Source organism: Rhizobium sp. PAMB 3182 (assembly GCF_052908355.1).
In genome coordinates this window covers 2,494,961-2,517,157 of sequence record NZ_CM128607.1, presented here as the reverse complement: position 1 = coordinate 2,517,157, position 22,197 = coordinate 2,494,961, and the positions used below count along the sequence as shown (strand labels likewise).

Below are 22,197 nucleotides of genomic sequence, written 5' to 3'. Positions count from 1 at the left end.
ACGACGACGAGCGGCATCGCTCTTCCGGACAACCCCGGGGCTTGGCGACACAGGAAAGGAATTCGATGACGTTCAGTAAGAGCTTCGTGCGTACCTCGCTGCTGATGATCATATTCGGTCTGGCGATGTTGCTTGCGATCATCGGTTCCGCGCTTCTTCTCGTTCAACGGACGCATGATTCCTTCCAGACGCTCATAGACGAGCGCGCCATCCGCAGTTCCGCTGCCGACCTGTTCAGCCTGCTGCAGGACGCCGAGACCGGCCAGCGCGGATACCTTCTGACACTCAACGAGGATTTCCTGACCCCGTACAACGAAGCGGTCGGCGAAATCCGCACCGCCGAGGCGAAGATGTCAGGGCTGATCGGCGGGGACAGTTCCTATCAGGCCGACATGCAGCCGCTCTATGAGCTGATCGATGCCAAGCTGCAGGAAATGGCCAGCACCGTCAGGCTGGCGAAGTCCGGAGACACGCAGGAGGCCATCCGGGTCGTCCAGCAGGGCTTCGGCCAGAAGGTCATGGATGGCATTCGCAACCGGATGCAGAACATCATCGACATTTCCGATACCCATATCCAGGCCAACATCGCCGAGCAGCTTCGCAGCTCGGTCACGCTGAAGTGGATCGTGCTAGGCGCCGGCGTCGCAATCGTCATCGTGCTTGGCGGCGCCATCTTCGTCATCATGCGCCATATCCAGTCGATCAACGCCACCCGCCGAGAAGTTCTGCGGCTGAACGAGGACCTCGAACAGCGCGTGGTCGAGCGGACGGACGACCTGGTCAAGGCAAACCAGGAAATCCAGCGTTACGCCTACATCGTCACCCACGACCTGCGCGCGCCGCTGGTCAACATCATGGGCTTCACCAGCGAACTGGAGATGTCCCTGAAGCAGTTGCAGGCCTATGTGCTGGCAGACGGAGAACCGCTCAGCGAACGGGAAATTGTCGACGCGCGGAACGCCGCGAGGGAGGACGTGCCGGAAGCGCTGTCCTTCATCCGATCCTCGACGGCCAAGATGGACGGGCTGATCAGCGCCATCCTGAAAATCTCCCGCGACGGCCGCCGCCAGTTGAAGCCGGAACGCTTCAATCTCAAGGAAATCCTCGACAACAGCGCGGCAAGCCTGTTCCACATCGCCGACTCCGCCGATGGCTCGATTGAGGTCCAGTCGCAACCAATGTTTATCGTCAGCGACCGGCTTTCTCTTGAGCAGATATTTACCAACCTCATCGATAATGCTCTGAAGTACCGGAACAAGAATCGTCCGCCGCAGGTTGTCGTCAAGGCAAGCCTGAAGGGGAAGATGCTCGAAGCCGAAGTGATCGACAATGGTCGCGGCATCAGCGCCGACGACATGGAACGGGTCTTCGAGCTTTTCCGCCGGGCGGGTCCGCAGGATCAGACAGGTGAAGGCATCGGCCTTGCGCATGTCCGGTCCCTGGCCAGAAACCTTGGCGGCGATATTTCTGTCCGGTCCGAGCCAGGCGTCGGATCGACGTTCACGTTGAGAATACCTGCGGACCTCACGCAGGTCCTGAGGAGTGTTTGAGTATGAAGGCAAGCGGCAAGGAAGTGACCATCGTCATGGTCGAGGATGACGAAGGCCATGCGAAACTGATCGAGAAGAACATCCGCCGGGCCGGCGTCAGCAACCAGATCATGCCGTTCACCGACGGCACCTCGGCGCTCGACTTCATTCTGGGCGAAGACCGCAGCGGCGAAGTGTCGGCGGACCGCTACCTGCTGATCCTGCTCGATCTCAACCTGCCGGACATGTCCGGCACGGAAATCCTCGAGCAGGTCAAGAGCAACCAGTACACCAAGCGCCTGCCGATCGTCATCCTGACGACCACGGACGACGAGATGGAAATCCAGCGCTGCTACGATCTGGGCGCCAATGTCTACATCACCAAGCCGGTCGAATATGAGAGCTTTGCGAATGCCATCCGGCAGCTGGGCCTGTTCTTCTCCGTGATGCAGCTCCCCTGAGCGCGCCCGCCGGCGCATTCCCGATTGAAGGCCGCGCGGAACCGGGCGGCCGTTTTCGTTCCGGAGGATTGAAGCGTGGACCCTATCTGGGCTGTGGGACTGATGACGGGCACGGTGCTCGACGGAAATATCGACGTCGCTCTGTTGAAGACCGACGGCGAGCGCATCGAAGCCTTCGGCGCTTACACGCTCGCTCCCTATCCCAAGGACACGCGCGACCTGCTTGAGGAAACCCTGAAGCAGGCCCGGCAGTGGAATTTCGACGGACCTGAACCCGAGATATTCGCAGAAGCCGAGGAGACCCTCACCCGTGCGCAATCGGCCGCCGTTGCTGCCCTGGTCGAGGACGCCGGTCTGTCGATGAGCGAGATCGGCATCGTCGGCTTCCATGGCCAGACCGTTCTCCACCGCGCGCCGCAACCCGGCCGCATCGGCGCGACCCGCCAGCTCGGCGACGGCGCGCTGATGAGCGAGCTGCTCGGCGTCAAGGTCGCCTATGATTTCCGCAGCATCGACGTCAGAACGGGCGGACAGGGGGCTCCGCTTGCCGCCGCCTATCATGCGGCCCTGCTGAAGACCGCCGAAAGCCATGGCCGCGCCGCCATCCTCAACCTCGGCGGTGTCGGCAACGTCACCTGGACCGATGGTGCCGGCCAGCTCGTCGCCTTCGACACAGGGCCCGCCAACGCGCCGATCAATGATTTCGTCAAGCGCCACGGCAAGGGCGAGATGGATGTCGACGGGGCGTTCGCAGGCGCCGGCAAGGTCGACGAGGACCGTCTCGCACGGCTTCTCGAACATCCCTATCTGACCGCCCCTTACCCAAAATCTCTGGACCGCTTCTCCTTTACGGCAGACATGGCGGACGGGCTGGAACTGGAAAACGGGGCCGCGACGCTGACAGCCTTTACCGCCAGTGCCGTCGGCAAGGCGCTCGACCTGCTGCCGCAACGGCCGGCATCGATCTATGTCAGCGGCGGCGGCCGGCACAATCCCACACTGATGAGGATGCTCGCTGAGCGGGCCCGCGTCGAGGTCCATCCCGCCGAGGTGCTCGGCTGGCGAGGCGACGCGGTGGAAGCCGAGTGCTTCGCCTTCCTCGCCGTCCGCGTGCTGCGCGGACTGCCGATCAGTTTTCCGACGACGACCGGCGTCCCGAAACCACTGACAGGCGGCCGCCTCGCGGGCTGAGAACATTGGTGAACAGCGTCAGTCAGCCTTCGTGGCCGAATGCACGCAGGCGCCGCCGATCCAGGTCGAGCACAAGTCGAGATCCGCTGTGAGGACCACGAAATCCGCGTCGGAGCCTTCCGACAGGTGTCCTTTCCTGTCAGCGCCAATGGCCCGGGCGGGATAGAGCGCCACCATGCGCAGCGCCTCTTCGAGCGAGAGCCCCAACCTGTCATGGACGAGACGCAGGCATTGCAGCATGTCGATATCCGCGCCCGCAAGCGTTCCGTCGGCCAGCGTCAATCGTCCGTCGCGCCGGTAGATCGTCCGGCCATTCAGGGTGAAGGTCTCCTCCTCGGTGCCGATGCAGGACATGGCGTCGGTCACGACGAAGATGCGCCCGGGGCCGACCTTTGCCCGCATGGCAACAGCCGTCGTCGTCCAGTTCACGTGATGGCCATCGGCAATCAGGCCGCAATGGAGTTCGGGCGCGGAAAGTGCCGCGCCGACGAGACCCGGCTCGCGGTTCTGTAGCTGGCTCATTGCATTGAAGATGTGCGTGACGAGCGTCGCGCCCGCCTCCACATAGGCAAAGGCGGTCGCGGCATTGCAATCGGTGTGACCGAGACTGACATGATAGCCGGCAGCAACGAGCGCCCGCACCTGGTCGGCCGAGACATTTTCCGGCGCGATCGTGGTTTTGGCGACGCCGAAGGTGCCGGCAGCCGATGTCAGCGCCGCAAGATCGTCCGCCGTCATGTCCCGGATCAGGCTCGGATCGTGCGTGCCTTTGCGTGCCACCGACAGATGCGGCCCTTCCAGATGCAGCCCGAGATAGCCCGGCACAGTGGCCCCAACCGCTGATCGGCCAGCCGCAAGCGCCCGGTCTCGCACGGACGGCGTGTCGGTGATCAGCGTCACCATCAGCGCCGTCGTCCCGTACTTCGCATGGGCCGAGCAGATCGTCCTGATGCCGTCGACCGACGGATCGTTGTTGAAGAGCACGCCGCCGCCGCCATTGACCTGCAGGTCAACGAAGCCGGGCACGATCAATCCCCCGGCCGGAACGATCCGGCAATCGGCCGGAATCTTGGACCGCGGCACGATGCCCGCCACGCGACCGTCACGCACGAGCAAAGCGCAATCCTCATGGAACTGCTCTCCGTCGAAGATCCTGGCGGCTTGATAGGCAACGGTCTGGGTCATGAGGCATTCGTCTGTGACTGATGAAAAGGACTCGCCCGACCTGACGGCCGGACGTCTCGTCAAACACACAGGAACAGAGCTTCGAAGTCAAACCGAATTTGTCCGGGTACCGAACAATGGTTGACTGAGACCTCAGACGATGCCGCCGCCACCGCCAGAAACCGCAGGCCGCAGGCCAGCCACCTTCGCGCGGTAGCCGGCGGCACGGAAAGCCGCAACCGGATCGATGGCCGCGCCCTTCTCCAGCCGAGCCATGGCAAGGATCGGCTCGACATCGGTGCGGAATGCCCGCTTGAGGGTCGATGTCGCCATCAGCGCGTCATTGCCTTCCTGGAAGTTCTGCAGCGCCTTGCGATCGACCAGCAGGGCTGCGGCATAGGCGCGCTGCACCTCCATTGCCGACACCATCAGGCTCTCGATCGGGTCGGTGACATTGTGCGACTGGTCGAGCATGTGGGCAGGGTTGAAGCCCTTGGGCTGGCGCAGTTCAGCATCAACGAGTTCGTTGAAGACGAGGAACAGGCGGTACGGATCGATCGACGCCGTATCGAGGTCATCGTCGCCATACTTCGAATCGTTGAAGTGGAAGCCGCCGAGCTTGCCGAACTGGATGAGCCGGGCGACGATCATCTCGATATTGACGTTCGGCGCGTGATGGCCGAGATCGACGAGACAATAGGCCTTGTCGCCCAGTTCCTGCGCAATCAGGAAATTGGTGCCCCAATCCTGTACGACCGTCGAATAGAAGGCGGGCTCGTACATCTTGTGCTCGGTGAAGATGCGCCAGTCATCCGGCAACGCCTTGTAGACCGAGCGCATGGCGTCCAGGTAGCGTTCGAACTGCCGCGTGAAATTCGTCTGGCCCGGGAAGTTGGAACCGTCTCCGATCCAGACCGTCAGCGCCTTGGAACCGATCGCCTTGCCGATCTCGATGCATTCGATGTTGTGCTCGACGGCCTGCTGGCGCGTCGCGCCGTCGGCATTGCTCAACGAACCGTATTTGTAGGAATGCGCCTGATCGGCCTGATCCTGGAACGTGTTCGAGTTCATCGCATCGAAGCCGAGGCCGGTTTCCTCCGCCTTCGCCTTCAGGTCGGCCGGATCGGCCTTGTCCCACGGGATATGCAGGGAGACCGACGGCGTCGCGCCGGTCAGCTGATGGATGACCGCGCAGTCATCCATCTTGTCGAAAATGTTGCGCGGCTCGCCGGCGCCTGGAAAGCGGGCAAACCGGGTGCCGCCGGTGCCCACACCCCAGGACGGAACGGCCACGCCGTAGGCAGCGACCTTCGCCTTCACGACATCGATGTCGATGCCACGGCGGGCAAGCTGCTCGCCAAGGGCGTTGTAGTCGGCCCTCAGAGCGGCCGATGCGGCGTCGTTGACGCGTGCGATAACGTCTTTTTCAATCATGTTGTCCTCCTCCCATCCGTCCCAGCCGGCGCTAGCGCGTGAACGCCTGCACGTTGCCCGCATCGACGTTGATGATGTTGCCGGTCGACTTGGAAGACGCTTCCGATCCGAAGAAATAGACGGCCTCGGCGATATCCTCGGGCAGGACCGACCGCTTCAGCATCGAGCGCTGGCGGTACATTTCCTCCAGGCCTTCCTTGTCCGTCTTGTAGGTCGAGGCGCGCTGGTCGAGCCATTCGCCGGACCAGATCTTCGAGCCGCGCAGCACCGCGTCGGGATTGACGACATTGACGCGAATGCCGACCTCCGCGCCCTCGAGCGCCAGGCAGCGGGCGAGATGGATTTCCGACGCCTTGGCCGTGCAATATGCCGAGGCATTGGGCGAGGCGGCAAGGCCGTTCTTCGAGGCGATGAAGATCATCGACCCGCCGATCCCCTGCTTGCGCAGCATCTTGAAGGCTTCGCGCGCCACCAGGAAATAGCCCGTCGACAGGATCGACATATTGCGGTTCCAAAGCTCCAGCGAAGTCTCCTCGACAGGAGCGGACGACGCAATCCCGGCATTGGAAACGACGATGTCGACGCCGCCGAACTGCACCGCCATGTCTGCATAGGCGCTGGCGACCGCAACCTCATCCGTCACGTTCATGTCGACGGTGCGCACGACATCCTTCGAATAGGCGGAGGAAAGCTGTGCGGCCGTCTTTTCGAGCGCCGCCGCATCGATGTCGGCGAGCACAACACAGGCGCCTTCCGAGAGAAGCCGCGCCGCCGTCGCCGAGCCGATGCCGCCGGCGCCGCCCGTGACGATCGCCACCCGTCCGGCAAGGCTCTTCGGTTTAGGCATGCGCTGCAGCTTTGCCTCTTCGAGCAGCCAGTACTCGATGTCGAAGGCCTCCTGCTCCGGCAGGCCGCAATATTCAGACACAGCGGAAGCGCCGCGCATGACATTGATGGCATTGGTGTAGAACTCGCCGGAAATGCGCGCCGTCGCCTTGTCCTTGGCGAAGGTGATCATGCCAACGCCGGGCACCAGATAGACGATCGCGTTCGGATCGCGCATGGCCGGGCTGTTATCGTGCTTGCAGCGCTCGTAATAGGCCGCATAGTCCTTGCGGTACTGTTCGACGCTCGGAGCAAGGCTGGCGAGCGTCGCTTCGATATCCGGGTTTGCAGGTTCGAATTCGACCACCAGCGGGCGGATCTTGGTGCGCAGGAAATGGTCCGGGCAGCTGGTGCCGAGGGCCGCAAGCGCTTCCATGTCCTTGGAGCAGACGAACTGCAGAACGGCATCGGAATCGTCGAAATGTCCTACCATGTGGACTTCGCCGGAGACCATGCCGCGAATGGCCGGCATCAGGCTTGCAGCAACCTCTTGCCGCTCCTTGGCGGCAAGCGTCTTGTGCTTGACGCCGCCGAAGGCGGCTTTTCCGGCCGTTTCGGTCTCGAACCAGGCGATTGCCTGGTTGATGATGTCGATCGTCAAGGCATAGCACTCTTCCGCCGTATCGGCCCAGGTAAACAGGCCGTGGCTCTCCAGCACGACACCCTTGGCATCGGGATTGTCGAGGCAGAATTTCTCGAGCCACAGGCCAAGCTCGTAGCCCGGCCGCTTCCAGGGTAGCCAGCCGATGTCGTCGCCGAAAATCCTCTTCGTCAATTCGCGGCTGTTGGCGGAGGCGGCGATCGCGATGATCGCGTCCGGATGCATATGGTCGACATGCTTCTTGGGAACATAGGCATGCAGCGGCGTATCGATCGAGGCCGCGCGCGGATTGAGATTGAAGGTGCAATGCGGCAGGTAGCCGACCATCTCGTCTTCGAATTCGACGCCGCGATAAAGGTTCTTCAGCGCCCGCAGCTTGTCCATGTAGAGGGTGGAGAAACCGTCCATCTTGATGGTGCCGACATCACCGCCGGACCCCTTGACCCAGAGCACCTCGACCATGTCGCCGGTCAGCGGATCCTTCTGCATGACCTTGGCCGAGGTATTGCCCCCACCGTAATTGGTCACGCGCTTGTCAGAGCCCAGCAGATTGGACCGGTAGAGCAGCAGTTCCGGCTCGCTCATACCCGCTGCGCGGCCGCCATCCCACAGATTTTCCAGCCGCGAACCGGCTTGCTTCTCCGCCATCGTTTCCTCCCTGCGCACATGCAGACCAAGTGCAGACCATGTGATTTTCGTCTACGGATGCCCCAAATACTGACCTCAGTCAATCATTAATGGTCAAAAACAATCATATTGCAGCGCAATATGACTTATTTTGATTGATCTTGATTGACAGAGTGACGGTTTGGTGAAAGCATCATCCCCAGGAGGAGCCACATGCACGAGAAGGAACGCCATCGCATCATTCTGTCCGCGGTCCAGGAAAAGCCTGTCGTGACCGTGGCCGAAATGGTCGACCTGACGGAGTCGTCCGAAGCGACGATCCGGCGGGATATCGCGACGCTTCACGTTCAAAAGAAGCTGCGCCGGGTGCGCGGCGGCGCCGAGGCGATCAACCCGCCGCAGTTTCCGGGCCTGGCCGGCCGACCCTTTTCCGTCAACGAAACGATCAACATCGCGCAGAAGCGCGCAATCGCCCTGAAGGCGGTCGAACTCTGCAATGACGGTGACCCGATCATCATCAACGGCGGCACGACGACGTTCCAGATGGTGCATCCGCTGGCGAACCGCCGCATGCAGATCTTCACGAACTCCTTTCCGATCGCCGAACATCTTCTGAAGCACTCGAAGAACACGATCATGCTGTCGGGTGGCGTCATCTACCGCGAGCAGAACATCATTTTGAGCCCGTTCGACAACGACGTGACGCGCAACTTCTACGCAAAGCGGATGTTCATGGGCGCTCAGGGCCTGAGCCATCTTGGACTGATGGAGGCAGACCCGCTTCTCATCCAGGCGGAGCAGAAGCTGATCGACCAGGCCGACGAACTGGTGGTGCTGGTGGACTCGTCCAAGTTCAGGAAGCGTTCAAGCCTGATCCTGTGTCGGCTGGAGCGCATCACCACAATCATCACAGACAACGGAATTCGAGACGAGGACCGCCGCATGCTGGAGGATGCGGGCGTGTCGCTGATCGTCGCGGATAAGACTGCAAGGGAGCGACCTTCGTCCGTGGCATGAGCCCGGGAAGGCATTTATCAGCAAGGGAGGACCAAGATGAGTCTGCTGAAGAAACTGGCAATGACGACCGCGATCGCCGCGGCCATGATGACAACCCAGGCCATGGCAGCCGAGCGCATCGCGCTGGTCGTCAAGTCGCTCGGCAACGGCTTCTTCGACGCCGCGGCCAAGGGCGCGGAAGAAGCCGCCAAGGAACTGGGCGATGTGGAGGTGATCTATACCGGCCCGACATCGGCCACCGCCGAAGGTCAGATCGAAATCATCAACTCGCTGATCGCCCAGAAGGTCGATGCGATCGCGATTTCCGCGAACGACCCGGACGCCGTCGTCCCCGCGCTCAAGAAGGCCATGGAACGCGGCATCAAGGTCATCTCGTGGGATTCCGGTGTCGCCCAGGACGGCCGCATGCTGCACCTGAACCCGTCCGACACCAACCTGATCGGCGAAACGATCATCAAGCTTGCCGCCGACTACATGCCGGATGGCGGCGAAGTGGCCATTCTCTCCGCCTCCTCGACGGCGACCAACCAGAACGCCTGGATCGACGCTGCCAAGAAGGTGCTTCCGGAGAAGTTCCCGAACATCAAGCTCGACGCCGTGGTCTATGGTGACGACGACTCCGTCAAGTCGACCAACGAAGCCAAGGGCCTGATCGCCACCTATCCCAACCTGAAGGCGATCATCGCACCGACGACCGTCGGCGTCGTTGCCGCTGCCCAGGTCGTCACCGACCAGAACCTGATCGGCAAGATCAACGTCACGGGCCTCGCTCTGCCGTCCGAGTTCAAGAAGTTCATCGACAACGGCGCCTCCCAGGCCGTCGCGCTCTGGAACCCGATCGACCTCGGCTATTCGGCCGTCTACCTGTCCGACCAGCTGATCAAGGGCAAGGAAGCCAAGCCCGGCGAGACCTTCTCGATCGGCAAGGTCGGCGAGATCACGCTGGATGACACGAACTCCGCCGCCATGGCAGCGCCGTACCAGTTCGACAAGTCGAACATCGACAAGTTCTCCAAGATCTACTGACAACCGGACGACACCGGCCGGCGGGGCATTGCTCCGCCGGTCTTTTTCCCTCGATTGCAGGCCGCCGAACATTCGGCGCAGCCAACGACGCTCCGATCTCTAGCGCGATGACCATGCAAACCCAGAAGCCACCAAAGATCACGCTCTCGGGCATATCGAAGAGCTTTCCCGGCGTGCGCGCGCTGCACCGTGTCGCCCTCGACCTTTATCCCGGCGAAGTGACCGCGCTGATCGGCGAAAACGGCGCCGGCAAGTCGACGCTGGTCAAGACCATGACCGGCATCTACCAGCCGGACGAAGGCGAGATCAGGGTTGATGGCCGGCCGGTCGCGCTCGCCTCCCCGCATGCCGCTTTCCAGGCGGGCATTACCGCCATACACCAGGAAACCGTCCTCTTCGACGAATTGTCGGTGGCCGAAAACATCTTCCTCGGCCATGCGCCGAAGACGCGTTTCCGGATGATCGACTGGCAGGCCATGAACAGCCGCGCGCGCACGTTGCTTGCCGACATCGGCGCCGGTCATATTCACGCCGAAACGCGGCTGAAAGACCTCAGCATCGCCAACAAGCACCTCGTCGCCGTCGCGCGGGCGCTCTCCATCAATGCGGAGATCGTCATCATGGACGAACCGACGGCTGCCCTTTCGCACAAGGAAATCCAGGATCTCTTCGCGCTGGTCGAGATTTTGAAGTCCCAGGGCAAGGCGATCCTGTTCATCTCTCACAAGTTCGACGAGATCTACCGGATTGCCGACCGCTACACCGTCTTCCGCGACGGCGAAATGGTCGGCCACGGGCTCTTGAAGGACACCTCGCAGGACGAGATCGTGAAGATGATGGTCGGCCGCGCTGTCGACCAGGTGTTTCCGAAGAAGCAGGTCGAGCCCGGCCCGGAAATCCTGAAGGTGGCCGGCTACTGTCATCCCACGGAATTCGCCGATATCGGCTTTTCGCTGCGCCAGGGCGAAATCCTCGGCTTCTACGGCCTCGTCGGCGCCGGCCGCAGCGAGTTCATGCAGTCCCTATTCGGCATCACCAAGCCCTCCAAGGGCGCGGTCAACATCGATGGCCAGATCGCCGTCATCCGCTCGCCGGCCGAAGCCGTCGCGAGGGGCATCGTCTACGTGCCGGAGGATCGCGGCAAGCAGGGCGCCGTCACCGGCATGCCGATCTACCAGAACATCACCCTGCCCTCGCTCGCCTCGACATCGAAGAATGGCTTCCTGCGGCTGGCCGAAGAGTTCAAGCTGGCGCGCGAATATGCCGAGCGGCTGGACCTTCGCGCAGCATCCCTCGATCAGAATGTCGGCAATCTGTCCGGCGGCAACCAGCAGAAGGTCGTCATCGCCAAGTGGCTGGCGACGAAGCCGCGCGTCATCATCCTCGACGAGCCGACCAAGGGGATCGACATCGGCTCCAAGGCCGCCGTGCATGAATTCATGAGCGAACTGGCTTCCCAGGGCCTCGCCGTCATCATGGTCTCCTCCGAACTGCCGGAGGTCATGGGCATGAGCGACCGCATCATCATCATGCGCGAGGGCCGCATCGCCGCGGAGTTCGTCAACGACAAGGAGCTGAAGCCGGAAATGCTGGTGCGCGCGGCCGCAGGCATTGGAGAAGCCGCATGAAGTCCCTGTTCCGCTCACGCGAGATCTGGCTGCTGCTCGTCATCGCCGCAATGATCTTCGCGACCGATCTGCGCGCCCCCGGCTTCGCCTCGCTGCCGCGGCTGGAGGACATTCTCGAGGACACGTCGATCCTGGCGATCCTCGCGCTCGGCCAGATGATCGTCATCCTGACCCGCTCCATCGACCTGTCCATGGCGTCCAATCTGGCGCTCTCCGGCATGATCGTCGCCCTGATCAACCAGTATTATCCCGGCGTGCCGGTTCCGGTCCTGATGGCGATTGCGGCACTCTCGGGCCTTCTGCTCGGCGCCTTCAACGGTCTTTTCGTCTGGCGTCTCGGCATTCCAGCGATCGTCGTCACTCTCGGCACGCTCACCATCTATCGCGGCGTCATCTTCCTGATCGCCGGCGGGCAATGGGTGAATGCCGATGCCTTCACGCCGGATTTCGTCGCGCTCACCCGCATCGAACTGCTCGGCCTGCCGCTGCTCATCTGGTATGCGGCAGCGATCATCGCCGCCTTCTACGTTCTGATGACCCGCACCTCGCTCGGCCGCGCCTTCTACGCCATCGGCGTCAATCCGACCGCGGCGGTCTATGCCGGCATCAATGTCGGCAAGACGACCTTCTGGGCCTTCTGCCTGTCCGGCCTTCTCTCCGGCTTCTGCGGCTATCTCTGGGTGTCGCGCTATGTGATCGGCTCGGTGGAGGTCGCCAAGGGCTATGAATTGACCATTGTCGCGGCCTGCGTCATCGGCGGCATCTCGATTTCCGGCGGGGTGGGCAAGGTGGCAGGCGCCGTGCTCGGCTCACTGTTCCTCGGCGTCATCAACGTGGCACTGCCCGTCATCAACATCTCGCCCTTCTGGCAGATGGCGATTTCCGGCGCCGCGATCATCCTGGCGGTGGTGCTGAACAGTCGCGGCGAAAAGCGCGGCGCGCGGCTGATCCTCAAGACTGCGGAGACTGCATAAGTGACCGATGTAGCGCACGAAACCAGACTGATCCCCGACCGGCTGGAGAAGCCGTGGCGCGCGGCCTTCTTTTCCTGGCCGACGCTGCTCCTTGCCGTCGCCGTGATCCTTTTCATCGTCAATTCCTTCGCATCGCCCTACTTCCTGTCGCCCTGGTCACTTTCGGATGCGACCTTCAACTTCACGGAAAAGGCGCTGATCGCGCTCGCCATGGCGCTGCTGATCATTGCCGGCGAGATCGATCTCTCGGTTGCCTCGATCATCGCGCTTGCCTCCACCATGATGGGCCTTGCCCTGCAATACGGCGTCGACACGCCCGGCCTCGTTGCCATCGGCATCGTCACCGGCATCCTCTGCGGCATGTTCAACGGCTTCCTGGTCACCGGGCTCGGCCTGCCGTCGATCGTCGTCACCATCGGCACGATGAGCTTCTTTCGCGGCATTTCCTACATCGTGCTCGGCGACCAGGCCTTCAAAGGCTATCCGGAAAGCTTCGCCTTTTTCGGCCAGGGTTACGTCTGGTGGGTGATTTCCTTCGAATTCGTACTCTTTCTCGCCTTTGCGGTGCTCTATTACGTGCTGCTGCACCGGACCAATTTCGGTCGCCACGTCTTTGCCATCGGCAACAATCCGGTTGCAGCCCAGTTTTCCGGTATCCGCGTGCAGCGGGTGAAATTCCTGCTGTTCTGCCTGACCGGCGTCATGTCAGGCATCGCGGCCGTGCTGCTGACATCGCGACTGGCCTCCACCCGCCCCTCGATCGCCGTCGGCTGGGAACTTGAAGCCGTCACCATGGTCGTGCTCGGCGGCGTCTCCATTCTCGGCGGCGCCGGCACCATCCAGGGCGTGGTGATCGCCGCCTTCATCATGGGCCTCGTCACCTTCGGCCTCGGCCTTCTCAATGTGCCGGGCATCGTCATGTCGATTTTCATCGGCGCGCTGTTGATCTTCGTCATCGCCCTGCCGATCGTCTATCGCAAGATCAGGGAGCGGCGCGCATGACCCGCGACAGCATGGAAAAGCACGCCTTCAAGATGTTCCTGAACCCCGGCATGATGGCGGAATACAAGCGCCGGCACGACGAGATCTGGCCGGAACTGGTCGACCTGCTGCACGAGGCCGGCGTCTGCGACTATTCGATTTTTCTCGACGAGGAAACGAACGTGCTGTTCGGCGTCCTCTGGCGGCGCAAGGACCACACCATGGCCGACCTGCCGAACACGGCCGTCATGCAGAAATGGTGGGCCCACATGGCCGACATCATGGCGACAAACGAAAAGAACGAGCCGGTCGCCATTGACCTCACACCCGTCTTTCATATGGACTGAGCCATGGGCCACACCGCCGTCATCGATATCGGCAAGACCAACGCCAAGGTGGCGCTGGTGGACATGGACAGTCTCGCCGAGATATCGGTCGCCCGCCGTCCGAACACGGTTCTCGCCGGCCCGCCCTATCCGCACTACGATATCGACGGCCTGTGGACCTTCATTGTCGACGCCCTGAAAACGCTGCAGGCCGATCACGGCATCGACGCGATCACCGTGACGACGCACGGCGCATCGGCGGTGTTGCTCGATGCGAGCGGCGATCTCGCCGCACCAGTACTCGACTACGAGCATGACGGTCCGGACAGCCTCACCGCAGAGTATGACGCCGTCCGGCCGACCTTTTCCGAAACCGGTTCGCCGCGCCTGCCGATGGGCCTTAATCTGGGGGCGCAACTCTTCTGGCAATTCCGCACCTGGCCGGAGATGAAAGCCAGGACGGCGAGGATACTCACCTATCCGCAATACTGGACCTACCGGCTCTGCGGCGTCGCCGTCAACGAAGTGACGTCTCTCGGCTGCCATACCGACCTGTGGGATCCGAATGCCCGGCGCTTTTCCTCACTCGTCGAGCGAGAGGGCTGGACCGCCTTGATGGCTCCGCCGGCGCGCGCAACCGACCGGCTCGGTACGGTTCTGCCGGAGATCGCTGCTTATGCCGGCCTGAAGCCTGAAACCCCGGTCTATTGCGGCATCCACGATTCCAACGCGTCGCTCTACGCCCATCTCGCCCGGCGGCAGGCACCATTCTCTGTCGTATCAACCGGCACCTGGGTCATCTCCATGGCGATTGGCGGCGACAGCGGCCGCCTCGATCCAGCGCGCGATACGCTGATCAACGTGAACGCCCTCGGCGACCCGGTGCCCTCCGCCCGCTTCATGGGCGGCCGCGAGTTCGAGCGCCTGATTGGAGCCGGTTACCAGCCCGGCACCGACGCCGAGATCGAAAGGGTGCTGGCAGACGCGATCATGCTGTTTCCGGCGGTCGAGACGCAGTCCGGCCCCTTCCAGGGCCGCGCCTTCTCCTGGAGCCGCGACGAAAACCTGATTGCGCCCGGCGAACGCCACGCCGCCATGTCCTTCTATCTCGCCATGATGACCGCAACCGGCCTGGATATCACGGGCGCCGCCGGACCCGTCCTCGTCGAGGGACCGTTTGCCGCCAACGCCGCCTATTGCGCCATGCTGGCGTCTGCCACCGGACGCCCGGTCCACGCCGTCTCCGGCACCGGAACAAGCGTCGGCGCCGCATTGCTCACGGCTCGCCATGCGCCGGAGAAGGTGCAGGAGAACGACAGCGAACATCTGCCGCAATCTCGCATGAAAGCCTATGCGGATGCGTGGAACGCGGCTATCGGCGCAAACCCTCACCCGACGACGGACTGAAATATTTTTGCATAATCTCCAACTGGCAATGTGACGACGAAAATCGACATATTCACTGTCATTATCTCCATATGTCCGAACGAAATGCGGATCACTCGAAGCGCTTATTGAAATATTTTCATCGATTTAGATGCGATTTCTTGACGTTCGGGTGCAGACATTCCGCGTAAACTGAACTATCTAGCCTCTGACACTTGAAACGCCGATGCCGGGGTTTCGCGGGCGGATGCAATGACGCCGCATCGTGTTCTTCCGGCAGCCAGGGCAGCAGGTTTCTTGCGGCCGACGGCCCCTGAACAGCCCTGGACCGAGAACAGGAACCAGGAGGATTGCACCCATGCTGAAGGTCGAGACCCGTCACGCCATTCACCCCGAACACGCCAAATCCATGGATACGCAAGCGCTGCGGAAGAACTTCCTGGCCGAGGGCATGTTCGCCGACGGCGAAATCCGCCTGATCTACACCCATTACGACCGCTTCGTCATGGGCGGCGCCGTTCCGGCCGGCAAGTCACTGACGCTCGACCATGTGGACGAAACGAAGACACCCGTCTTCCTCGACCGCCGCGAAATGGGCATCGTTAACATCGGCGATGCCGGCACCGTCGTCTCCGACGGCAAGACCTACGAGATGGCGCGCGGCGACGTTCTCTATCTCGGCATGGGCTCCGGCCCGGTCACCTTTGAAGGTGCCGGTCGCTTCTACATCACCTCCGCCCCGGCGCATCGCACCTTCCCGTCCAGGCTGGTCACGCTGGCCGATTGCCTGGAAGTGAAGATGGGCGACGTCGAGAATTCCAACAAGCGCACCATCAAGCAGTTCATCCATCCCAAGGTCATGGAAAGCTGCCAGCTGATCCTCGGCTACACCTCTCTCGAGGACGGCTCCGTCTGGAACACCATCCCGTCGCACATCCACGACCGCCGCATGGAAGCCTATCTCTACTGGGGCATGGACGAGAAATCCCGCGTGCTGCACCTGATGGGCGAGCCGCAGGAAACCCGCCACCTCTTCATCGGCAATGAGGAAGGCGCGATTTCGCCGCCGTGGTCCATCCATTCCGGCGCCGGCATCGGCAAATACACCTTCATCTGGGCGATGGCCGGCGACAATGTCGACTACACCGACATGGACTTCATCCAGCCGATGGATCTGCGCTGATGCTGAACCTTTTCTCGCTTGAGGGCCGCAAGGCCCTGGTCACCGGTGCCAACACCGGCATCGGCCAGGCGATCGCCGAAACGATGGCCGCCAGCGGTGCCACTGTCGTCTGCGCCGGCCGCCGCGCCTGCGATGAGACCGTCGCCAATATTGAAAAGGCCGGAGGCAAGGCGGAAAGCCTGCTGATCGACTTTGCCGATCCGATGGCCGCAAAGGACATCTTCAAGGATGCCGGCTTCGACCTGCTCGTCAACAATGCCGGCATCATCCGCCGCGAGGACGCTGTCAACTTTTCCGAACAGGACTGGGACGACGTCATCGACACCAATCTGAAGGCGCTGTTCTTCACCTGCCAGGCGTTCGGCCGCGAGCTTATCGCCAGGGAAAAGCCCGGCGCGATCGTCAACATCGCCTCGCTGCTGAGCTTCCAGGGCGGTATCCGCGTTCCGTCCTACACGGCCTCCAAGCACGGCGTCGCCGGCGTCACCAAGGCTCTTGCCAACGAATGGGCAAAGTTCGGGATCACCGTCAACGCCATTGCTCCGGGCTATATCGTCACCAACAACACGGAAGCGCTGCGCAACGACCCGGAACGCTCGAAGGCGATCCTCGACCGCATTCCGGCCGGCCGCTGGGGCGAGGCTGAGGATATCGCGGGCACCGCCGTATACCTCTGCTCGCGGGCCGCGAAATACGTGACCGGCTCGGTTCTCAACGTCGACGGCGGTTGGTTAGCCCGCTAAGCACCCACCGGAACCGAAGTGGAAAATGATGGGGCGTCGTGACCGGTTTCCGGCACCGGCGCCCCTTCTGCATTCTGGGGCTTCGAGAACAATTCGATGATGCAATTCAATCGGAAAATGGGTATCGGTATGATCCCGAAGCCCGACTTGTTTGCCCCGACGGACCGCCACTGACGCCGGCTCGCCGCGGTGAAAAATCCCACGGCAATCTCAATCGCGGCAGCACTGAAAGCTGCCGTCGGCACAAAGGACATTCTTGATGAACGCGTTAAAGCAGCGGCTTCTCGCCGGTGAGTTCGTAACGGCAGCCTGGGCGGAAATGGGATCCGCCGACAATGCCGAGGTCATGGTCTACAACGGCTGGCCGGTCATCGTCATCGACGGCGAACATGGCATTGGCGACCTGGAAACATGGGTCGGCATGTCCCGCGCCATCGAGGCGGCCGGCGGCCATGCCGTGCTGCGCGTGCCGAACAGCCAGCCCTGGATGCTGAACAAGATCCTCGACCGCGGCATCCGCTCGATCATCGTGCCGCGCGTCAATACGCCGGAAGAAGCACAGATCATTGCGGACGCCTGCCGCTATCCGCCGCGCGGCAATCGCGGCTATGCTGCGCCGATCCTGCGCGCGTCCAATTACAGCTCCCGGCCCGACTATGCACTGAAGGAAGCCCATGACGACGTGCTGGTCATGGTCCAGTGCGAACATGTGCAGGCGGTCGAGAATATCGCTGCGATCGCCTCCATCGACGGCATCGACGCGATTTTCATCGGCCCCAACGATCTTGCCGGCTCGATCAACCATCTGGAACGCCTGACCGAGGCAGAGCCGCAGGCGCTGATCAAGCGCGCCGAAAAGGGTTGCCTGGAGAACGGCAAGATGCTGGCGACCATTGCCGGCGCCGGCCGCAGCTGGTCTGATCTCAAGGCGATCGGCTATCGTTTCGTCGTCGGCCCGAACGACGTCTCGCTGCTGATCAGCGGCGCCCGGCAGGCCGCAGCCGAGCGTGATCAATCCCTTGGCTCAGACGCCACGTCCGCTGCCAAGCCCGGCGCTTCCTACTGATCGAAAGATTCGTGCAAACCAGACGGGGCCGGACATTTTCGACCCCCAAGATTCTGCCGCCGCGAAAGATCTGTTCGCGCCGAATGCAATATGGACGCGAGCCGGCGGCAACGCCGGCGACGCCACTCGAAAACGGAGTTCGCCACTGATGGAACGCATCGACATCGCCCCCGGCCTCACACTCAGCCGCCTCGTCTACGGCATGTGGCGGCTCGCGGAAGACACGGACACATCACCGGCGCACATCGAGGCAAAGGTGGAAAAGTGCCTGGAACAGGGTATCACCACCATGGACCACGCCGACATCTACGGCGGTTACACGGTGGAAGGCCTTTTCGGCACCGCACTGAAGGCTGCGCCGGCATTGCGCGACAAGATCGAGATCGTCACGAAATGCGGCATCGTCGCGCCTGCCGGTCGCCATGCCGCCGCCCGCGTCAAACACTACGACACGTCCGCCGCCCACATCAACGCCTCGGTCGAGGCCTCGCTGAGGGACCTTTCGACCGATCGCATCGACCTCTTGCTGATCCATCGCCCGGATCCGTTCATGGATGCGGATGAAACCGGCCCGGCGCTGGACGCGCTGGTCAAATCCGGCAAGGTCAGGAGCGTCGGCGTTTCGAATTTCCGCCCCTGGGATTTCGCGCTTCTACAGTCGTCGATGGAAGAAACGCTGGTCACCAACCAGATCGAACTGAGCCTAACGCACACCCCCGCCTTCACCAACGGCGACCTGGCCTTCCTGCAGGAACGCATGATTGCGCCGATGGCATGGTCTCCGCTCGGCGGCGGTTCGCTGTTTGATGGCTCACGGCCGGACCTGCTCGATGCCCTGAAGCGGATCGGTGCGGAACAGGGTGTCGACGAAACCGCGGTGGCGATTGCCTGGCTGCTCGCGCACCCCGCCCGCATCATGCCGGTGCTTGGTACCAACCGGCTCGACCGGATCGCCCGCATCGCCGACGCCGCAAAGGTCGAGATCGACCGGCAGACATGGTTCGAACTCTACACGATCGCCACCGGAAAAGACGTTCCCTGATCGTGATTGCCGGCAATTGGCCGCCCCGCAAATCGCTCGGCGGCTTCACCACATCGACAGCGCTGAGGCCTGAAAGCCCGACCGAAGCCCCAGCGTCGACGGCAGATCAGATATCCTTGGCGAGCCTCAACGCGTCGTAGATGGCCGCATGCGTGTTGCGCGCGGCAACCGCGTCGCCAATGCGAAACAGCTGGAACGCGCCGTCCGGGTTGCGGACCACCGCCTGCGGGGCTCCGGCAATCAGCGCATCCTGGGCAATCTCGCCCTGGTTGGATGAAAGCGGCTTCAGTTCGAAGTAGAGATCGTCGAGTGGAATGGTGCCGTTGTTGATCACGATCTGGTCGAAGGCCCGTGTCTTGGTGACGCCGCCGTAATCGCTGCCGATATGGGCCAGCAGCTCGTTGCCGCTCTTCTCCACCGCCTCCAGACGGTAAGTGACGGTGAACGTAGCATCCAGCTTCTGCAGCGAGCGCATGTAGGGCGTCAGGTTCATAGCCATCACCTCCGGCGCAAACGACCGGTCCGGCGTCATGATCTCGACCTTGCCTCCGGCCTTGGCAATGAATTCGGCCGCCTGCAGCCCGGCATGGTCGCCAGCATCGTCGAAAATCAGCACGTTGCTTCCGGGCTTCACGTCGCCGGAAATGATATCCCACGCAGAGACGACCAGTTCATTGCCGCGCGACAGGACTTCGGTATGCGGCAGGCCGCCGGTGGCGATGATCACGACATACGGCTTCTCGGCCTGGATGGCATCGGCTTCGGCCCATGTGTTGAAGTGGAAGGTGACGCCAAGCTTTTCGCACTGGCCCATGCGCCATTCGATGATGCTGATCATCTCGCGTCGACGCTCGCTTTGCGCCGTCAGGCGGATCTGTCCGCCCGCCTTGTCCGCGGCTTCGAACACCACGACCTCATGGCCACGCTCGGCGGAAACGCGGGCGGCCTCCAGGCCGGCGGGCCCGGCGCCGACAATCACCACCTTCCGGCGCTTTTCGGCCTTGGGAATGATGTGCGGCATCGTCAGTTCGCGGCCGGTCGCGGGATTGTGGATGCAATAGGCCTCACCCCCCTGATAGATACGATCGAGACAGTAGTTGGCGCCGACGCAAGGACGGATGTCTTCCTCGCGCTTCTCGATGATCTTGCGGACCAGATGCGGGTCCGTCAGGTGGGCGCGGGTCATGCCGACCATGTCGACCTTGCCGGCGGCGATCGCGTGCCGGGCAGTGGCGACATCGGGGATCTTTGCCGCATGGAAGGTCGGGAAGTTGGTCGCGGCGCGGATTTCGCCGGCAAAATCGAGATGCGGCGAGTTTGCCATGCCCTGGATCGGGATGACGTCGGTCAGGCCGGGATCGGTGTCGATATGGCCGCGGATGACGTTGAGATAATCGATCAGGCCGCTGTCTTTCAGGCGCCTGGAAATCTCCATGCCGTCCGATTTGCTCGTGCCACCAGGCAGCCGCTCGTCGGCGGTGTAGCGAACGCCGAGAATGAAGTCGTCGCCGACCCGTTTCCGTATCGCCCTGAAGACGTCGAGACAGAAGCGCAGGCGATTGTCCAGCGAGCCGCCATAGGGGCCGTCGAGTTCGTTGGTCAGCGGCGAGACGAACTGGTCGATCAGGTGTCCGTAAGCTTCCAGTTCCACCCCGTCCATGCCGCCGGCCTTCATCCGTTCGGCGGCGTCGGCGAAATCCTTGATCACCCGCTCGATATCCCAGTCCTCGAGCTTCTTCGGATAGGCCCGGTGCGCCGGCTCGCGGTGATGCGAAGGTGCCAGCACCGGCAGCCAGTCGCCCTTGTCCCAGCGCGTGCGGCGGCCGAGATGGGTGAGCTGGATCATGATCGCCGCCCCCTGCTCGTGCACTGCATCGGTCATCTCCCGCACCCACGGCACGATCTCGTCCTTGTAGGCGAGCAGGTTGTTGAACACGGGCGGGCTGTCCTTCGACACCGCCGCCGATCCGGCGGTCATCGTCAGCGCCACGCCGCCCTTGGCACGCTCCACCGTATAGGCCCGATAGCGCGCCTTCGGCATGCCGTCTTCCGGATAGGCCGGTTCGTGCGAGGTGACGATGATGCGGTTTCTGAGCGTCAGATGCTTGAGCTGATAAGGCTGGAGAAGGGGATCGTTCGACATGGTGCGAGCTCCGCGCGGGCTGTTTCTGAAGCGAAGCTAAGGCGAAATGTACACAGGTGTCAATTTTAAAAATGGACACAGCTGTACATTTTGGTTGAGCGTGTCCGGCAGCGCTGTTAGAAATCGCCCATGGAAGAGACGACGAACGAGAGCGGTTGGCGCGGATCGCGGGAGGGCTGGCTCGACGCGGCCTCGGAAGCCTTGCTGGAGGCGGGCGTCGATTCGGTGAAGATCCTGCCGCTCGCAAAGAAGCTCGGCCTGTCGCGCACCAGCTTCTACTGGTTCTTCAAGGACCGGGAGGAGTTGCTTCAATCTCTCGTCGGAAGATGGCGCGAAAAGAACACCGGCGGCCTCGTGCAGCAGACACTCGCACCGGCTCTGACGCCGGCCGAGGCTATGCTCAATATCTGCGACTGCTGGCTCGACAGCCGCCTGTTCGATTCAAAGATGGAATTCGCGATCCGAAGCTGGGCGCTGCAGTCCGACGACATATCGGCGGACGTGAGAAAAGCCGACCAGGAGCGGCTCGGTGCGCTGCGCCAGATGTTTGTCCGCTTCGGGCTTTCCGAGGTGAATGCCGACGTGCGGGCTCGAACCACCTACCTCGTCCAGATCGGCTACATCACCATGCAGACCGAAGAAGACATCGAGACGCGCATGCAGCGAATTCCCGACTATATCGAGGTTTTGACCGGAACCACGGCAACGCAAGCGGAATTGCAGCGCTTCGCCGCCCGCCACGGTTACCGTCCGGTCTGACCCATCCCGCCGCTGGCCGGCAGGGTTCCCC

General features: G+C 62.4%; 19 protein-coding genes. 15 read left to right on the top strand and 4 right to left on the bottom strand.

Annotated elements, in window-relative coordinates; all coding sequences use genetic code 11:
* Positions 1-65 precede the first annotated feature (65 nt).
* The 3 genes from ACU5AZ_RS12225 to ACU5AZ_RS12215 all read left to right on the top strand — a co-directional run bounded on the left by ACU5AZ_RS12225 (position 66) and on the right by ACU5AZ_RS12215 (position 3,181).
* Positions 66-1,550, top strand: a complete 1,485-nt coding sequence (locus ACU5AZ_RS12225; protein WP_446822638.1) for a sensor histidine kinase — start codon at positions 66-68, stop codon at positions 1,548-1,550.
* A 2-nt stretch (positions 1,551-1,552) separates the two neighbouring features.
* Entirely contained in the window at positions 1,553-1,990 is a 438-nt protein-coding gene (locus tag ACU5AZ_RS12220; protein WP_446822637.1) for a response regulator, read from the top strand.
* Between the two features lie 75 nt (positions 1,991-2,065).
* Positions 2,066-3,181 carry an anhydro-N-acetylmuramic acid kinase gene (locus ACU5AZ_RS12215; protein WP_446822636.1) on the top strand — a complete coding sequence of 372 codons (1,116 nt, stop codon included), beginning with the start codon at positions 2,066-2,068 and terminating at the stop codon, positions 3,179-3,181.
* Positions 3,182-3,199: 18 nt separating this feature from the next.
* On the opposite strand, the gene nagA is transcribed toward ACU5AZ_RS12215, so the two are convergent.
* The 3 genes from nagA to ACU5AZ_RS12200 all read right to left on the bottom strand — a co-directional run bounded on the left by nagA (position 3,200) and on the right by ACU5AZ_RS12200 (position 7,913).
* Positions 3,200-4,366, bottom strand: coding sequence for an N-acetylglucosamine-6-phosphate deacetylase (gene nagA, locus ACU5AZ_RS12210; protein WP_446822635.1), 1,167 nt, complete (start codon positions 4,364-4,366; stop codon positions 3,200-3,202).
* Positions 4,367-4,498: 132 nt separating this feature from the next.
* Positions 4,499-5,779 carry an L-rhamnose catabolism isomerase gene (gene rhaI / locus ACU5AZ_RS12205; RefSeq protein WP_446822634.1) on the bottom strand — a complete coding sequence of 427 codons (1,281 nt, stop codon included), beginning with the start codon at positions 5,777-5,779 and terminating at the stop codon, positions 4,499-4,501.
* Positions 5,780-5,810: 31 nt separating this feature from the next.
* On the bottom strand, positions 5,811-7,913 hold the full coding sequence (locus ACU5AZ_RS12200) for a bifunctional rhamnulose-1-phosphate aldolase/short-chain dehydrogenase (RefSeq protein ID WP_446822633.1): 2,103 nt from the start codon (positions 7,911-7,913) through the stop codon (positions 5,811-5,813).
* Between the two features lie 192 nt (positions 7,914-8,105).
* Between ACU5AZ_RS12200 and ACU5AZ_RS12195 the strand changes: the two genes are divergently transcribed.
* The 11 genes from ACU5AZ_RS12195 to ACU5AZ_RS12145 all read left to right on the top strand — a co-directional run bounded on the left by ACU5AZ_RS12195 (position 8,106) and on the right by ACU5AZ_RS12145 (position 19,264).
* Positions 8,106-8,909 (top strand): DeoR/GlpR family DNA-binding transcription regulator, encoded by an 804-nt coding sequence (locus ACU5AZ_RS12195; protein WP_446822632.1) that lies wholly within the window; start codon positions 8,106-8,108, stop codon positions 8,907-8,909.
* A 36-nt stretch (positions 8,910-8,945) separates the two neighbouring features.
* Entirely contained in the window at positions 8,946-9,935 is a 990-nt protein-coding gene (gene rhaS / locus ACU5AZ_RS12190; protein WP_446822631.1) for a rhamnose ABC transporter substrate-binding protein, read from the top strand.
* A gap of 107 nt (positions 9,936-10,042) precedes the next feature.
* Positions 10,043-11,563, top strand: a complete 1,521-nt coding sequence (locus tag ACU5AZ_RS12185) for a sugar ABC transporter ATP-binding protein (RefSeq protein WP_446822630.1) — start codon at positions 10,043-10,045, stop codon at positions 11,561-11,563.
* A complete protein-coding gene (locus ACU5AZ_RS12180; RefSeq protein WP_446822629.1) occupies positions 11,560-12,537 on the top strand; it encodes an ABC transporter permease in 978 nt (325 codons plus the stop codon). The genes ACU5AZ_RS12185 and ACU5AZ_RS12180 overlap by 4 nt, the downstream gene beginning before the upstream one ends.
* Complete coding sequence (locus ACU5AZ_RS12175; RefSeq protein WP_446822628.1) at positions 12,538-13,539, top strand: ABC transporter permease; 1,002 nt, start codon at positions 12,538-12,540, stop codon at positions 13,537-13,539.
* Positions 13,536-13,865, top strand: coding sequence for an L-rhamnose mutarotase (gene rhaM, locus ACU5AZ_RS12170; protein ID WP_446822627.1), 330 nt, complete (start codon positions 13,536-13,538; stop codon positions 13,863-13,865). Before ACU5AZ_RS12175 ends, rhaM begins: the two co-directional genes overlap by 4 nt.
* Positions 13,866-13,868: 3 nt before the next feature.
* On the top strand, positions 13,869-15,251 hold the full coding sequence (locus tag ACU5AZ_RS12165) for an FGGY-family carbohydrate kinase (protein WP_446822626.1): 1,383 nt from the start codon (positions 13,869-13,871) through the stop codon (positions 15,249-15,251).
* A 337-nt stretch (positions 15,252-15,588) separates the two neighbouring features.
* Positions 15,589-16,413, top strand: a complete 825-nt coding sequence (gene kduI, locus ACU5AZ_RS12160; RefSeq protein ID WP_446822625.1) for a 5-dehydro-4-deoxy-D-glucuronate isomerase — start codon at positions 15,589-15,591, stop codon at positions 16,411-16,413.
* The gene (gene kduD / locus ACU5AZ_RS12155; RefSeq protein ID WP_446822624.1) at positions 16,413-17,156 is read left to right on the top strand and encodes a 2-dehydro-3-deoxy-D-gluconate 5-dehydrogenase KduD; all 744 of its coding nucleotides are present in this window, start codon (positions 16,413-16,415) and stop codon (positions 17,154-17,156) included. Before kduI ends, kduD begins: the two co-directional genes overlap by 1 nt.
* A gap of 259 nt (positions 17,157-17,415) precedes the next feature.
* Complete coding sequence (locus ACU5AZ_RS12150; protein WP_446822623.1) at positions 17,416-18,222, top strand: HpcH/HpaI aldolase family protein; 807 nt, start codon at positions 17,416-17,418, stop codon at positions 18,220-18,222.
* 148 nt (positions 18,223-18,370) lie between these two features.
* Entirely contained in the window at positions 18,371-19,264 is an 894-nt protein-coding gene (locus ACU5AZ_RS12145) for an aldo/keto reductase (protein ID WP_446822622.1), read from the top strand.
* A gap of 106 nt (positions 19,265-19,370) precedes the next feature.
* Here ACU5AZ_RS12145 and ACU5AZ_RS12140 read toward each other — a convergent pair whose 3' ends face one another.
* Positions 19,371-21,407 carry an oxidoreductase gene (locus ACU5AZ_RS12140; protein WP_446822621.1) on the bottom strand — a complete coding sequence of 679 codons (2,037 nt, stop codon included), beginning with the start codon at positions 21,405-21,407 and terminating at the stop codon, positions 19,371-19,373.
* 129 nt (positions 21,408-21,536) lie between these two features.
* Here ACU5AZ_RS12140 and ACU5AZ_RS12135 point away from each other — a divergent pair, with 129 nt between their 5' ends.
* Entirely contained in the window at positions 21,537-22,166 is a 630-nt protein-coding gene (locus ACU5AZ_RS12135) for a TetR/AcrR family transcriptional regulator (RefSeq protein WP_446822620.1), read from the top strand.
* Positions 22,167-22,197: the final 31 nt, after the last annotated feature.